The sequence below is a fragment of the Nonomuraea sp. B10E15 genome (assembly GCF_039871615.1).
Classification (GTDB): domain Bacteria; phylum Actinomycetota; class Actinomycetes; order Streptosporangiales; family Streptosporangiaceae; genus Nonomuraea.
The window spans coordinates 51,923-65,727 of record NZ_JBDPMB010000019.1 but is presented as its reverse complement, the minus strand read 5'-3'; the positions used below and the strand labels follow the sequence as shown (position 1 = coordinate 65,727).

Annotated in this window: 14 protein-coding genes and 1 pseudogene; 6 read left to right on the top strand and 9 right to left on the bottom strand. The window is 69.3% G+C overall.

Going from position 1 to position 13,805, the window contains the following annotated elements; genetic code table 11:
* The first annotated feature begins 18 nt into the window (after nt 1-18).
* Together ABGB14_RS37265 and ABGB14_RS37260 are read left to right on the top strand one after the other, a co-directional pair.
* On the top strand, nt 19-816 hold the full coding sequence (locus ABGB14_RS37265; RefSeq protein WP_347648665.1) for an ABC transporter ATP-binding protein: 798 nt from the start codon (nt 19-21) through the stop codon (nt 814-816).
* Nucleotides 813-1,793: an ABC transporter substrate-binding protein gene (locus tag ABGB14_RS37260; RefSeq protein ID WP_347648551.1), complete on the top strand. Its 981-nt coding sequence runs from the start codon at nt 813-815 to the stop codon at nt 1,791-1,793. Before ABGB14_RS37265 ends, ABGB14_RS37260 begins: the two co-directional genes overlap by 4 nt.
* A gap of 28 nt (nt 1,794-1,821) precedes the next feature.
* On the opposite strand, the gene ABGB14_RS37255 is transcribed toward ABGB14_RS37260, so the two are convergent.
* Together ABGB14_RS37255 and ABGB14_RS37250 are read right to left on the bottom strand one after the other, a co-directional pair.
* The gene (locus tag ABGB14_RS37255; protein WP_347648550.1) at nt 1,822-2,193 is read right to left on the bottom strand and encodes an ABC transporter ATP-binding protein; all 372 of its coding nucleotides are present in this window, start codon (nt 2,191-2,193) and stop codon (nt 1,822-1,824) included.
* 36 nt (nt 2,194-2,229) lie between these two features.
* The gene (locus ABGB14_RS37250) at nt 2,230-2,478 is read right to left on the bottom strand and encodes a hypothetical protein (protein ID WP_347648549.1); all 249 of its coding nucleotides are present in this window, start codon (nt 2,476-2,478) and stop codon (nt 2,230-2,232) included.
* A gap of 268 nt (nt 2,479-2,746) precedes the next feature.
* On the opposite strand from ABGB14_RS37250, the gene ABGB14_RS37245 reads away from it, so the two are divergent.
* Complete coding sequence (locus ABGB14_RS37245) at nt 2,747-3,931, top strand: MFS transporter (RefSeq protein ID WP_347648664.1); 1,185 nt, start codon at nt 2,747-2,749, stop codon at nt 3,929-3,931.
* 90 nt (nt 3,932-4,021) lie between these two features.
* Here the strand turns inward: ABGB14_RS37245 and ABGB14_RS37240 are convergent, their stop codons facing one another.
* The 5 genes from ABGB14_RS37240 to ABGB14_RS37220 form a co-directional block, all read right to left on the bottom strand.
* Complete coding sequence (locus ABGB14_RS37240; protein WP_347648548.1) at nt 4,022-4,162, bottom strand: hypothetical protein; 141 nt, start codon at nt 4,160-4,162, stop codon at nt 4,022-4,024.
* An 85-nt stretch (nt 4,163-4,247) separates the two neighbouring features.
* On the bottom strand, nt 4,248-5,444 hold the full coding sequence (locus ABGB14_RS37235; RefSeq protein ID WP_347648547.1) for an FAD-dependent oxidoreductase: 1,197 nt from the start codon (nt 5,442-5,444) through the stop codon (nt 4,248-4,250).
* The gene (locus ABGB14_RS37230) at nt 5,441-5,638 is read right to left on the bottom strand and encodes a ferredoxin (protein ID WP_347648546.1); all 198 of its coding nucleotides are present in this window, start codon (nt 5,636-5,638) and stop codon (nt 5,441-5,443) included. The genes ABGB14_RS37235 and ABGB14_RS37230 overlap by 4 nt, the downstream gene beginning before the upstream one ends.
* A 24-nt stretch (nt 5,639-5,662) precedes the next feature.
* Nucleotides 5,663-6,880 (bottom strand): cytochrome P450, encoded by a 1,218-nt coding sequence (locus ABGB14_RS37225; RefSeq protein ID WP_347648545.1) that lies wholly within the window; start codon nt 6,878-6,880, stop codon nt 5,663-5,665.
* 79 nt (nt 6,881-6,959) lie between these two features.
* The gene (locus ABGB14_RS37220; RefSeq protein ID WP_347648544.1) at nt 6,960-8,378 is read right to left on the bottom strand and encodes an MFS transporter; all 1,419 of its coding nucleotides are present in this window, start codon (nt 8,376-8,378) and stop codon (nt 6,960-6,962) included.
* 328 nt (nt 8,379-8,706) lie between these two features.
* Here ABGB14_RS37220 and ABGB14_RS37215 point away from each other — a divergent pair, with 328 nt between their 5' ends.
* Nucleotides 8,707-9,453, top strand: coding sequence for a VOC family protein (locus ABGB14_RS37215; protein ID WP_347648543.1), 747 nt, complete (start codon nt 8,707-8,709; stop codon nt 9,451-9,453).
* Between the two features lie 194 nt (nt 9,454-9,647).
* On the opposite strand, the gene ABGB14_RS37210 is transcribed toward ABGB14_RS37215, so the two are convergent.
* Together ABGB14_RS37210 and ABGB14_RS37205 are read right to left on the bottom strand one after the other, a co-directional pair.
* Nucleotides 9,648-9,848 (bottom strand): ferredoxin, encoded by a 201-nt coding sequence (locus tag ABGB14_RS37210; protein ID WP_347647709.1) that lies wholly within the window; start codon nt 9,846-9,848, stop codon nt 9,648-9,650.
* A gap of 17 nt (nt 9,849-9,865) precedes the next feature.
* Nucleotides 9,866-10,894 carry a cytochrome P450 gene (locus tag ABGB14_RS37205; RefSeq protein ID WP_347648542.1) on the bottom strand — a complete coding sequence of 343 codons (1,029 nt, stop codon included), beginning with the start codon at nt 10,892-10,894 and terminating at the stop codon, nt 9,866-9,868.
* A 396-nt stretch (nt 10,895-11,290) separates the two neighbouring features.
* Here ABGB14_RS37205 and ABGB14_RS37200 point away from each other — a divergent pair, with 396 nt between their 5' ends.
* Together ABGB14_RS37200 and ABGB14_RS37195 are read left to right on the top strand one after the other, a co-directional pair.
* Nucleotides 11,291-11,959, top strand: coding sequence for a hypothetical protein (locus tag ABGB14_RS37200; RefSeq protein WP_347648541.1), 669 nt, complete (start codon nt 11,291-11,293; stop codon nt 11,957-11,959).
* 423 nt (nt 11,960-12,382) lie between these two features.
* Nucleotides 12,383-13,648, top strand: a pseudogene (locus ABGB14_RS37195) (IS256 family transposase); the annotation flags it as partial.
* Between the last annotated feature and the right edge of the window lie 157 nt (nt 13,649-13,805).

Here is a 13,805-nt window from a genome sequence, read left to right as displayed (position 1 = left end):
CCTGTTCGGAGGTCGCTGATGACCCGCCTGCTGCTGGACGATCTCTCGGTGTCCATCGACGGCGCCGCCATTGTCAGGGATCTGGCGCTCACCGTCGAGGACGGGGAAGTGGTGGGGCTGGTCGGGCCCAACGGTTCGGGAAAGACGACAGCCCTGCGGTGCGTGTATCGGGCGTTGCGGCCGACGGGCGGCGCGGTGCGGATCGACGGGCAGGACCTGTCGCGGATGCCGCTGCGCGACAGCGCCCGCGTGATCGCCGCCCTCACGCAGGAGGGGCGGGCGGATCTCGACTTCACCGTCGCGGAGGTCGTCGCCCTCGGCCGCGCTCCCCACCTGCGCGGCAACCAGGCGCTCAGCGCCCGCGAGCGCGAGCTGTGCCGCGAGGCGATGGCGCAGATGGAGGTGCTGCACCTGGCCGACCGCGGTGTGCTGTCGCTGTCCGGCGGTGAGTGCCAGCGGGTCCTGGTGGCCCGGGCGCTCGTGCAGGAGCCGCGGGTGCTGGTGCTGGACGAGCCCACCAACCATCTAGACCTGCACCACCAGATCCGGCTGCTGTCGATGCTCAAGGGCGCCGGGGTGAGCGTGCTGGTCACCCTGCACGACCTCAACCTGGCCGCCTCCGCGTGCGACCGGCTGGCGGTGCTGTCGCACGGCGCTCTCGTCGCCTGCGGCCCGCCCGCCGAGGTTCTCACTGGAGAACTGCTCCGCGAGGCGTTCGGCGTCGAGGCGAGCGTCGTCCCTCATCCCCTCACCGGGGTCCCCCAGGTGCTCTACGACCTGGGTGCGGCCACGATCATGAAAGGAAACCCCGAGTGAAGAGACCTACCATCGCCGTGCTCCTGGCGGGCACGCTCCTGCTCGCCGGATGCGGCGCGCAGGTGGAGGGTGACGGCGCCGCCGCGAGCACGGTGACGGTCAAGAGGTGCGGCGAGGACGTCCAGTACACCACGCCCCGCCGCGCCGTCGTCTACGAGGGCGGCAGCGCCGACAAGATGTTCGCTCTCGGCCTGACCCAGCATGTGCACGGCTACGTGATGCCGCCCGCCAACCCGTCCGTCGAGGAGTCGCCCTGGGCGGCCGAGTACGCCAAGGTCACGTTCCTCAGCGACGACCTGCTCAACCGCGAGCTCGTCGTGGACGCCAAGGCCGACTTCGTGGTCGCCGGCTGGCGCTCGGGCTTCAGCGACCAGCGCGGCATCACCCCCGAGATCCTCGACGGGCTGAAGATTCAGAGCTTCATGCACTCAGAGTCATGTTTCAACTACCCCGGCTACCCTGAGCGGGTGGCGCCGTTCGAGGCCCTTTACACCGACCTCGAACGCCTCGGCCAGATCTTCGGCGTCGAGGCCAAGGCCCAGGAACTGATCGCCGACTACCGCAAGCGCGTCGAGGCGGTTCGGGCGCAGGCGCCCAAGGGCGACCCGACCCCGGTCTTCCTCTACGATTCGGGCACGGACAAGCCGTTCACCGCGGGCAGCCAGGTGCCGCCTACCGACATCATCCGCTTCGCCGGCGGCCGAAACGTGTTCGGTGACCTGGACGCCCGCTGGGGGGAGGTCACCTGGGAGGCCGTGGTCGAGGCCAAGCCGGAGGTCATCGTCATCCTGGACTACGGGGACAAGCCCGCCGCGGAGAAGATCAAGTTTTTGAAGGAGTTCCCCACCACCAGCAAGCTGCCCGCCGTGGTGAACGACCGCTTCTATGTCCTGGACTACAACGAGGGCATCAGCGGCCCGCGCAACATCGACGGGCTTGAAGGATTCGCGAAATACCTGCGCGAACTCGAGACATGACCGGATGAGCAGCGCCGCCCGGGGCGGCTCACCAGGTCGCGTGCGGGTTTCCTGCCTCACCGGCGCGGGCGAAGGCGACCGTCAGGCTGCCCAGCACGTCCGTGGCGATGTGGGCCTCGACGCCGAAGACGTTCCGCAGCCGTTCCGGGGTGATGACCTCGTTCGGCGGCCCGTCGGCGATCAGCGTGCCGCCGCTCATCAGGACGAGGCGGTCGCAGTGGCGGGCGGCCAGGGCCAAATCGTGCAGGGCCACCAGAATCGTACGGTCGCTGGTCGCCAGCAGGTCCATCAGGGCAAGCTGGTGTCTGATGTCCAGGTGGTTGGTGGGTTCATCCAGCAGGATGCACCAGGGTTGCTGGGGGAGGGCGCGCGGCGATGTGGGCGCGCCGGCGTTCGCCACCGGAGGGTGTCTTCCAGTCCCTGGCCCTCAGCTCGGTCAGGTCGAGGCGTTCCAGCGCGGCGTCGATGACGAGCTGGTCGGTCCGGCCGAGCGCCTTCCACGGGCTACGGGGACGCTGTCGTAGGCGGCCTTGTACTGCGGCGCCACCGTGGTCTTCAGATTCGAGGTTCCGGCCATGCGGTCCTGTGGGCCGAGCGCGAGCAGCGTCTCGGTCGAGGAATGGTCCAGCGTGATGACGCGCTCCGGCGGGCTGGAGAACGACAGGCCCTGGCCACAGCTGCTCACCCGCACCGCACCCGGGGCAGGAGCGGACGAAGGGGAGACGGATCGGGTACCGCCGCAGGCGGCCGAGTACAAGAGCAGCACAAGCCCGGTGAAGACGCTGATCTCACGGAACGGGGGAAAGGCCCTCAGAGAAGTGGAATGATAGTGGTTTTCACTGCCGTGTTGTGGATCAGAAATCTCGATGGTCCTGGTCCCATGGAGGAGTCCGCCTGTGATCGCACCGACGCCCACCGACTCGGACACGTCGCCGTCCGCGGCGCGGTCCATCATGCGCGAGGGGCGGTTCCTCCTGCTGTGGTGCGGCACCACCGCCTCAGGGCTGGCGACCTGGGCGCTGCCGTTCGTGCTGGGGCTCGCCGTGCTGGACCGTGGGCTTACCGCCGCCGCTCTCGGGATCGTGCTGGCCACCCGAACGGTGGGTTTCCTCCTTGCGGTGCCGATCAGCGGAGTCCTGGCCGATCGGTACTCGCGACGGGCCGTCGTGTTGTGGGCGGGGCTGGCCGCCGCGCTCGCCACCCCCTTCATCGCGCTAGGGCTCGGACGGTCGATTCCGCTGATGGCCGCGGCGGCGGCGGTCGTCGGCGCGGGCCAGGGGGCGTGCCGGCCCGCGTTCCAGGCGCTCACGGCCGAAGTCGTGGACGCCGGGCGGCGCAGGCAGGCCAACGCCGCCATGACGCTGGCCGTGCGCGTCACCACCCTGGTCGCGCCGGCGGGCACGGCGTTGCTGGCCGCCGTTCTGAACACCTGGTGGCTGCTGATCGGCACCGGGCTGCTATGGCTGGCCGCCGCCGTACTGCCGCCCCGGGGACTGTCGGCCCCGGCACGTCCGGCGGACGGCGCGCGGTTCTTCGCGGAGTTCGGCGAGGGGGTGCGCGAGGCGCGCCGGCACCCGTGGTTCCTCGCCGGGCTGGGCGCGCTGGCCGCCGTCGTCTTCACCGGCTATTCGGCCACCGGCGTGGCACTCCCGCTGGTCAGCCGCGACCGCTACGGCACCGAGGCGATGCTCGCGGTGGCGCTCACCGCCTACACCCTCGGCGCGCTGGCCGGCGCGCTCCTCGTGGCCCGCTGGACGCCGCGAGCTCAGGGCTGGACCGCCCTGGCTGGCCTGGCCCTGTACGGCTTCGCGCCGCTCAGCCTGCTGCTACCGGTGCACCCGGCAGTGGTGTTCGCCGCCTACGTGCTGGCCGGGCTGGGCATCGAGCTGTTCAACGTGCCCTGGTTCACCGCCACGCAGCGCGAGGTGGAGCCGCGCCTGCTCGCCCGGGTCTCCTCGCTCGACTTTCTGGTTTCCTACGGCCTGGCTCCCGTCGGCTTGGCCTTCCTCGCCCCCGCCATCGACGCCTTCGGCTGGCAGCCGGTCCTGGCCGGTTGCGCGCTGGTGTGCTTCCTCGCCCCGGCCGCTGCGGCCCTGGTTCCCAGTAGCCGCGGATTCGCCCGACCTGAGGGGCCCTGAAGATGTCCTTCGGTATCGTCCCTGACCGCGTCGGCGGTCAGGACGGCGATCGCGTCCGTAACCTGCTCGCCGAGACGGGTGCGGCCAGTCTCATTCGAAGGCGAGGTACTTCAGGATCGTTCCGTAACGCGTGAAACCGGCCTCCTTGAGGAGGGCGAGGTCGTCGTCGGTGGAGACCGGCGCAGTGCTCGCGGGCGGCCTGGTGGCCAGGTCCCCGCAGATCCGCGACATCGTCGAACGTGGCGGCGGCCGCGCCCTGGGCCTGGATGTCACCGACCCCGGCGATCGAGAATCCGGTAGCCGGCGCACATCGCCATCAGCCGCGGCGGACTCCGAGCGCTTGCCGCCAAGGGGTTCGCTCGGCGACATGGCGGCGAAGGTCGCGTGCCTGCCGGGGAAGGTTCCAGGTCACGGCTCCTGTGACGCGACCATCCGTGCTGTACAGGGCGGCGAACTGGTGCGTGGCCGGGTCGTCGGCGATGATGTGGAGTTTCGCCTCGCCGCTGGGGCGGCCGTAGGCCTGGATCTTCACGTCGTACTGGTCGCTCCAGAAGTAGGGAACGGGCGCGAACGGGATTGCCGCGCCGAGAAGGGTTCGCGCGGCGGCGGTGCCCTGCTCGGTGGCGTTCATACGGTGTTCGACGCGCATGCGCCCGAACTGCGGGTGGGACCATGAGGCGAGGTCGCCGGCGGCGACGACGCCGGGGGCGGCCCGGCACGTCTGGTCGCACCGGATGCCGTCGTCCAGGTTCAGCCCGCTGCCGGTCAGCCAGTCGACGGCCGGGGTCGAGCCGATGGCCACCAGCACCAGGTCGGCTGAAACGTGATCGCCGTCGTCCAGGTTCAGACCGGTGACCCGACCATCGTGGCCGCACAGTGCGGTCACGATGGTGCCGGAGCGGACCGTTACGCCGCGCTGGGCATGCAACTCGGCGCACAACTGGGCAACGTGACCTCCGAACTGACGGATCAGCGGGGCGGGCAGCGGGTCGATCAAGGTGACGTTGCGGCCGAGTTCGCGGGCGATCGCGGCGACCTCCGAGCCGAGGAAACCGGCACCGACGACGGCCACGGAGGTGGCGGCCAGCAGCCCGGCCCGCAGGGCGAGCGCGTCGTCGAGGGTGCGCAGCAGGTGAACGCCGCCGAGTTCGTGTCCTGCGGGCAGTTGCCGGGGGGTGACTCCGGTGGCGATCACAAGCCCGTCGTAGGGCAGCACACCGCCGTCGGTGAGGGTGAGTTCGCGCGCGTCGGTGTCGAGGCGGGTGGCGGCTACGCCGAGCCGCCAGTCCGCGCCCAGGGCGTCGAGCGCGTCAGGGCGCCGCAGCGTCACGCGGTCGGATTGCCATGTGCCGCGCAGGATCTGCTTGGACAGCGGCGGCCGATCGTAGGGCGGCCGGGATTCGGCGCCGACGATCGTCAGGTCGCCGGTGAATCCGTGGTGGCGCAGGGCCTCCGCGGCGGTCAGCCCCGCCACGGAAGCGCCTACGACAACGATGCGGGACAATTGCTTCACGGGCCCGTGAGCGTGATCGCCAGGGCCGGGCAGATCCGCGCGGCCTCGCGGACGTCTTCGTGCAGCCGGGGCTCCGGGCTGTCGTCGAGCAGCACGGCGATGCCGTCGGCGTCGCGCTGGTCGAACACCTCAGGTGCGCTGAGCACGCACTGCCCCGAGCCGGTGCAGGCGTCCTGGTCGACGGTGACCTTCATCTACCTTCTCCTCTTCTGCTTGCTTCACCAGGTGACGGGCAGGTCGCGGACCCCGTAGAAGACCGCGTTGGGGTTGAACGTCAGATCTTGCGGTGGTACGGCCAGAGCCAGCGTGGGAATGCGCCGGAACAGGGTGCCGAAGACGACTTGGAGCTCCACGCGGGCCAGCGGCTGGCCCAGGCACTGGTGGGCGCCGTAGCCGAAGGCGACATGGTGCCGGGCGTTGCGGTGGACGTCGAGCACGTCGGGGTCGGGGAAGGCGGCGAGGTCGCGGTTGGCGGTGCTCTTGACCGCGATGATGCCCTCGCCCCGGCGAATCAGCTGCCCGCCGATCTCAAGATCGGCGGCTGCGACGCGGCGGGCTTCGGTGTGGGTGATGGACAGGTAGCGCAGGAGTTCCTCGACCGCGCCTGCGACCAGGGCAGGGTCGGCGCCGTCGCGCAGTGCGCTCAACTGCTTGGGGTTGGTCAGCAGCGCGGCCGTGCCCAGCGCGATCATGTTCGCGGTGGTGTCGTGCCCGGCCACCAGCAGGAGCTGTCCCATCGTGGCGATCTCGGCCCGGGTCATCGCGCCGGTGCGGTATTGCTCGACGGTCAGCCTGCTGAACACATCATCGCCTGGCTCGGCGTTCTTCTCCTCCACCAGATTCTCCAGGTAGCTGTTCAGCTCCTCGCTGGCGGCCATGGCCTCGGCCGGATCGCCCTCGTCCATGACCAGTTCACCGGCCACCCGCTGGAAGAAGGCGCGGTCGGCGTACGGCACCCCCAGCAGCTCACAGATCACCAGCGAGGGAACCGGCAGCGCGAACGCCTCCACCAGATCGGCCGGGTTCGGCCCGGCGAGCAGGTCATCGATGAGACCATCGACGATCCGCTGAATCGTGGGCCGCAGCACCTCCATCTTCTTGACCATGAAGTCCGCGGTCAGCCGGCGCCGGTGCACCGTGTGCTCCGGCGCGTCCATCTGCATCAGCGTCTTCATCTGCGCGTCGCGCGCCTTGCTCACCGCGTTGGTGTGCGGGAAGCCCGGTTCGGCGACGTCGACGCTGACGCGCGGATCAGCGAGCAGCGCGCGTACGTCGGCGTAGCGGGTGACCATCCACGGCGTACTGCCATCCCAGAGCCGCACGCGCGAGACCGGCGTTTGCTCGCCGCGGCGGCTCAGCTGCGGCGGCGGATCGAACGGACATCCCGCCGCACGGGCCATCGGGAACATCGGTGTCTCTTGCGGGGCATCGGTCATGACATCTCCTTCGAATCGAACACGGTCACGGTCGAGAGTCTGCGGTTGGGCTTCACGGCCCGAGGGCGGAATGTGACGCTCACGAGCCAGGCCGGCCGGCTGACGCCGGAGAGCCGGTACTAGATGCCGCGCGGGCGGTGACGGCACCGAACGCACAGATGATCGCGAACCCGAACAGCATGTAACGGGCCGCGTCGAGCATCGAGGAACCGCCCAGGTTGACCAGGGCGCCGGCCACCGCCGTCCCGAACGCGATCGACAGGCTCGTCACCGTGGCGATCGCAGCGGCCGCCCGCTCTCCTTCGCCGGGGTCCTGCGTGCTGGACATCACCGCCACCGACAGGTGCGGATAGGCCAGCCCGACACCGGCACCGGCGATGAACAGCACCGGCACCCACACGAGCACCAGCCAGAGCGGGGCGTCCTGCCGCTGCAGCAGGCCCTGGACGAGGAAGCCGAGCGCCAGGAGCAGCGGGCCGAGCATGCGCAACCGGCCGATCGTGCGCTCCTTGACCGCTGAGGAGCTGACGAGCTGGGTCGCCGACCAGCCCAGCGAGATGGCCGCGCCGAAGAACCCGGCCACGGCCGGGGCCAGCCCGCCCAACCGCTGTCCGAACAACGGCAGGAATGACTCCACCGCGACGCCGAAAGCCAGCAGCGCCAGCGTCAGGTACAGCCACTTCAGCGGCGAACCCGGCCGGTAGGTGGGGCGGGGGAAGACCCGCAGCTCACTGCGCCGCTCATGAGCGACGAAGACGGCCACCAGCAGCAACGCCACCGCGATGCCGGCCGCGATGGCCGCGGCCCCGGACAACACCCCGGCCACGCTGACCGCGGCGGCGGCCGCCGTGACCAGCAGCAGCGAAACCACCGGGACCGGCGCCCGGACGTCGCCGCGGTCGCCGCGTGGCAGTACTCGGGGCACCAGCAAGCCGCACAGCGCCGCGATCACTGCCATCGAGACGAACGCCAACCGCCAACCCCCGAACTGGGCGAACAGCCCGCCGAGCGCGGGTCCGACGAAATTGCCCACGCCGTACATCGCCGACATCAGCGCATTGGCGCGCGTCCACAACCGGCGCGGCAGGGCGGATCGGACGGCGGCGAAGGCCAGCCCGGACAGCAGCCCCGCCCCCAGCCCTTGGATGCCACGGCCAGCCAGCAGCACCGGCATCACCGGGCTGAGCGCGCAGGCCAGCGAACCCACCAGGAACACTCCGAAGCCGAGCAGATAGGCGCCGACGTCGCCCCAGCGAGCCAGGAAGCGGCTGACCAGCATCGTCGCGATCACCATCGCGACGAGGTAGACCGTCATGTTCCACGCGTAGAAGCCCGCGCCGCCGATCTCGGCCACCGCGGTCGGCAGCAGGCTCGAGGCCAGATAGATGTTGATCGCACCGACGAGCACCCCGACGGCCAGGACGATCGCCACGCCGGCGTGCTCCGGGCTCAACAGTTCCCGCCACGAGACAGCGGCGGGGGCAGAGGGGTCCGTCACGCGGTCGCCCCCGTCCACGCATCGGGCCTGGTACGTCTCGCTGGACCAGACTCGTCCGTCACGGCGAGAGAGCCGTCCGGCCGGTGGCGCAGCCGTAAGCAGCGGAGCCCGATGCCGGGCTCCGCGTCGCACTGCTCGTTGTCACAAACACTCATGACGTCAAGACTGTCGCTGAACGAGTCCCGGAGACTTTCGCCTCCCGCCGTACCTCCTGCCTGGACGCGGTAGAGAAAAGCCTCAACACGCGGTGCAACCCGGCCGATCAGCGAAGTCGCCTTAAGTGATCACGCGAACAAAGCATCATCCACCTGGTCATATGATCGACGGCATGGCGACGCGGCTCATTCAGATCCATATGAAGGCTCTGGATCACTCGATGCTCGGCCGGTGGTGGGCGGAGGTGCTCGGCTGGGGTATTGACAGCGAGGAACCCGGCATCACCGGCATAACTTGCCTCGAGCCCATGGGCTTCGTCTATCCCGATCCCTCCGCCGTCGTCATCGACATCGTTGGCGACCCGGCACCCAAAACGGTGAAGAACCGCGTGCACATTGATCTCGCCACCACCTCTGCGGCCCATCACGCACAGCTGGTCGCGCGCCTCCAGGAGCTCGGCGCGACGCCCGCCGACGTGGGCCAGGGCGACGTGCCGTGGACGGTCCTCGCCGACCCGGAAGGCAACGAGTTCTGCGTGCTGGAGCCTCATCCGCTCAACCAGGACACCGGGCCGATCGCCGCGGTAGTGGTCGACTGCGTGGATCCGCGGGCCATGGCCCGGTTCTGGGACGAGGCGATGGACTGGACCCTGCACGAGGTGACCGACGATCACGCGATGCTCCGGTCCGCCAAGGGTGTCGGCCCGTATCTGGAGTTCCACCGCACGTCCGACGTGAAGACCATGAGGAACAGAGTCCACCTGGACCTCCGGCCATACCCCGGTGACGACCAAGAGGCGGAGGTGGCCAGGTTGAGAGCTCTGGGCGCCATCGACATCAACATTGGCCAGGGCGACGTGCCGTGGACGGTCCTCGCCGACCCGGAGGGCAACGAGTTCTGCGTCCTCACCCCGCGCTGACGCGGAGCCTCAGCACCTGCGGGTCGGGCAACGGCTCCTGAACGGAGTTGTCGGCACTTTCCCGCACAGGGAGGCCATCGCTGCCTGGCCGGAGCCGTCCTGGCGTGGACCTGCGAGCGGCGGCCATCCTCGGCAGCGAGGTGTGACGCCGCACGCCTGCCGCCACACCCATGCCAGCGGTGCTCGATGAGGGCCTAGGGTGATCCCTCGATCGAGATCGCCCGTCCTGGACACAGCAGGGCTGCCTCCCGGGCGGATGCGTGTTGCTCCGCTTCAGGGTACGGATGCAACAGTACCGCGAGCCCGTCCTCCTCTCGCTGATCGAAGAGGTCTGGGGCGGCGAGCACGCATTGGCCCGAACCGCAGCATCTTTCCTCGTTCCATGTGATCTTCATTACGGCGTCTCCTTCGTCTACCAGGTCACCGGCAGCCGGTGGATGCCGTAGACGAGCGCGTCGCTCTTGAACGGCAGGCGCTCTACCGGGTCCGCCAGCGCCAGGTCCGGGATCCGTGCGAACAACGTGTTCAGCACGATCTCCAGCTCCAGCCGGGCGAGGTTCTGTCCGAGGCACTGGTGGATCCCGAAGCCGAAGGCCAGGTGGTGCCGTGCACCGCGGTCGACGTCGATCTGATCCGGCCGTGCGAACACGTCCGGGTCGTGGCTGGCGGCCGCGGCCGCCACGATGACGCCGTCGCCGGCGCGGAAGGCGATGCCGCCGAGTTCGAAATCCTCGACGACCACCCGGGAGGTGGCGTTGTCGACGATGGAGTGGAACCGCAGCAGCTCTTCGACCAGTTGCGGGGTCCGCTCGGGCCGCTCCCGCAACCCGGCCAGCAGTTTCGGATCGTCCAGAAGCGAGGCCACGCTCAGCGAGATCATGTTGGCGGTGGTCTCGTGACCGCCGACCAGCAGCAGCAGGAGCCACTGCACCTGCAGACCGTCGATCAACGCCATGAGATCCGCATCCGCACCCGCGATGCTCATCCCCGGCCGCACGAGCCCTCGGGCATGGAGTTCCTCGAACGCATCGCGAATGTCGCGGCGGATGTTCGTATACCGGTCGACGAAGTACGCGTGCGCCGGATGCGCCGGATCGGCCGCCTCGACCGACAGCACGGCGTACAAGCGCACAAGCTCCGGCACCGTCGCGTTGTACTCCACCAGCCGCGCGAGCCGGGAGAAGTAGTCCACGCCATCCGCCGTCGCGTCGAATCCGGCGAAGAACAACTCGCCGTTCACCCGATCCCGTTCTTCGAGAACCGCGGCCAGGAGCGATTCCTTCGTCGGGAAGTGATGCGCCAGGCCCATCCGCGACACCCCGCAGTCCGCGGCGATCCGCACCATGCTCGCGTTGCGGTACCCGACCGAGGCGAACTTGGCGAACGCGACCTCGACGATCTCGGCACGTCGCCGTCGCCCCTTCGGATAGCCCGCGCCCATCGATCGTCCCCCTCAGCTGCTGGCGGCTCCTTGACCGGCTCGATTGTGCAGCGCGGCCAAGGTGGGCACCACCATCGAAGATACGCGCCGAACGTCGGCCTTCAGCGGCTCAAGGACATCCGGGCCGGCGCACCCGTTCGGCTGTGCAGGGCCGCCTGGCCATCAGCGCGCGGCGGAACACGGCGATCAGTCCTGGATCAACCCGCTGGGAGACCGCGGCTCCGGCCATCACGGTCGGCTGTGGAACGTGCTGGGTAGAGGTGCGGCTCGACGGGGACGCCGGTGTGCGTACTCGATGTCTCGTCGCGCAGCGGGTCGAACTGCCAGCTTCGTTATGACAGGTCGGCCGTCTCGCATCTGTGCTGCGTGCCGGTACGGTACGTCTCCGACTTCGCGGTGAAGGCCCGTCCAGGACAACGCTTCGCCGACGACCGCGACCGGCTCCGCAAGCAGGCCGACCAGGCGCTGCGGGCCCAAGCCCAGACCGAGACCGCCGCCGTGGCGGCCCTCATGAGGAGCGATGTCCGCCCGGCGACGCGACTCCTGCTGGAGCAGGTCGAGGCCATCGCCGGACTATGGCGCGCCGCTCACACCGACCGACGCGACGGCTGGAGATACGCCAGCCTGGCAGAGATGCTGCCGGCCCACGGCCGCCTGTTCACACCGGCATCGGGGCCAGCAGCATTCGTTCCCGGCCCGTCGGGAATCTGCTTCGCAACGGCGTGCCGCCTGACCGACGAACATGCCGGTCTGCTGTCCGTGGAAGGCATGGTGATTACCGAAGACCTGCCCTTCGCCTTCGATCACGCCTGGTGCAGCACCGCCGCGAGCGACCACGTCATCGACCCCACACTGCCCGACGGGATCGGCCTGGGCTATCTCGGCATCGCGCTCACCGATGGCTACCGGCGCGCCCAGCCGCCGCCCAGCTTGACACCGAGATCGAAGCGGAGCGGGCCCCCCAACGTGACCGCCTGGTGCCGCCGGGCCGTCGCCGAGTACCTCGCGCCCGCCCCCGACCCGGTCGCGGCCGGCATCGACGGGTTCCGCCCCCAGGACACCTGAACAGCGCCCCGGCTCTCAGCATGCGCACGCTGAGAGCCGCTTGCTGTCAATAAGCGATACCGCAGCTCAACGGCATGACGTCGGGCCGAGCTCTTGCCGGCGAGGCCAACAACCGGAATTCGCATCACCGCTGATCTCACGGGAGTATCACTCTAGGTGTGGAAATGATCACCAAACGTAGACGGAAGTCTGCAACGATCATTCACCATCTCGGGGGAGAACACGATCATGTCCACGACACGGGGAAGAACCGCGCTGGCCGCGGTGGGGCAAGACCAGCACGATGACGCATCGGCGCTGCTGGGGGCGGCTGCTCATCATGGCGGGGAAAAATCCCCCCACCGTGACGGCGAGGTGCCGTTGCGGGACCTGCTCGGCGATCAGGTGCTGGACCTGCTGCTGGAGCGTTCGCGCGACGGGGCCGGCGGGCTGCGGCTGACCGGCGAGGGTTCGATGCTCGGCGAGCTGGTCAAGGCGGTGCTGGAACGCGCGCTGGAGGCCGAGCTGTCGTCGCATCTGGGCTACGGCAAGCATGATCCGGCCGGTCACGGGAGCGGCAACTCCCGCAACGGCAGGATCGGCAAAACGGTGCAGACCGGGGTGGGGCCGGTCCGGCTGGCCGTGCCCCGGGACCGGGCCGGCACCTTCGAGCCGATGCTGGTGCCCAAGCGGGCCGGCCGCGTCTCCGGCGGCCTGGACGACATGATCATCAGCTTGTACGCGCACGGCATGAGCGTGCGCGACATCCAGCACCACCTGCGCCAGATCTACGACACCGAGCTGTCGCACGAGGCCATCTCCAACATCACCGACGCCGTGCTGGAAGAGGTCCGCGCCTGGCAAGCCCGGCCGTTGGAGGCCGTCTACCCGGTGGTGTTCCTGGACGCCATCGTGGTCAAAGTCCGCGACAACCACAGCGTCCAGGCCAAACCCGCCTACCTAGCGGTCGGCATCGACGCCGACGGCGAGAAACACGTGCTGGGGATCTGGCTGGCCAAGACCCCGCTCGATACGGCCACCGCCGGCGAGTCGGCCCGCTTCTGGACCTCGGTGATGAACGACCTGAAGAACCGCGGCGTGCGCGACATCCTCATCGCCTGCACCGACGGCCTGAACGGCTTCGAAGACGCCATCCACGCGGCGTTCCCGCACACCACCGTGCAGGCCTGCGTCGTGCACCTGATCCGCAACGCGCTGCGACCGGTCGCCCGCCGCGACCGCGTCGCGGTGGCCGCCGAGCTCAAGAAGATCTACACCGCGCCCACCGCGGAGACGGCCTTCGACGCCCTGGCCGACTTCACCGCCTCCACCTGGGGCGAGAAGTATCCGCAGGCGGCTCGCGTGTTCGAGGCCGCCTGGGACCGCTTCACCCCGTTCTTCGCCTTCTCCCCGGCGGTCCGCAAGCTGCTCTACACCACCAACAGCATCGAGTCCCTGAACTACCAGCTGCGCAAGGTCACCAAGGCCCGCGGCCACTTCCCCGGCGACGACGCCGTGGTCAAGCTGCTGTGGCTGGCCATCATCAACATCGAGGACAAACGCGCCCGCGAACGCGCCGTGACCAAGGAGAAAACCGGCAAGATCAAAAACTCGCCCAGCACCGCCCGCCTGATCGAAGGACAGCGCACCATCGGCTGGCGCGAGGCACTCATCGAACTCGACATCGCCTACCCAGGCCGCATCAGGTAAAGACCGGCCTCAAGCCATCAGAAACGATCTTTACACACCTGAAGTGACAACCTCGATCTCACCTGGCTCCATGAGTTGAGGCATGGAACGGGGTGCGGGCGCAGGCGGGTGCTCCGGTCTGGGTGGAGACCGGAGCACCCGCCTCGGGTCGTACGGC

Bases quoted from the DNA above. Each gene is read 5' to 3' on its own strand.
- ABGB14_RS37265 (WP_347648665.1), top strand. From the start codon at position 19: ATGACCCGCCTGCTGCTGGACGATCTCTCGGTGTCCATCGACGGCGCC.
- ABGB14_RS37215 (WP_347648543.1), top strand. From the start codon at position 8,707: ATGGCGACGCGGCTCATTCAGATCCATATGAAGGCTCTGGATCACTCG.
- ABGB14_RS37210 (WP_347647709.1), bottom strand. From the start codon at position 9,848: ATGAAGATCACATGGAACGAGGAAAGATGCTGCGGTTCGGGCCAATGC.
- ABGB14_RS37205 (WP_347648542.1), bottom strand. From the start codon at position 10,894: ATGGGCGCGGGCTATCCGAAGGGGCGACGGCGACGTGCCGAGATCGTC.
- ABGB14_RS37225 (WP_347648545.1), bottom strand. From the start codon at position 6,880: ATGACCGATGCCCCGCAAGAGACACCGATGTTCCCGATGGCCCGTGCG.
- ABGB14_RS37245 (WP_347648664.1), top strand. From the start codon at position 2,747: ATGCGCGAGGGGCGGTTCCTCCTGCTGTGGTGCGGCACCACCGCCTCA.
- ABGB14_RS37240 (WP_347648548.1), bottom strand. From the start codon at position 4,162: ATGTCGCGGATCTGCGGGGACCTGGCCACCAGGCCGCCCGCGAGCACT.
- ABGB14_RS37230 (WP_347648546.1), bottom strand. From the start codon at position 5,638: ATGAAGGTCACCGTCGACCAGGACGCCTGCACCGGCTCGGGGCAGTGC.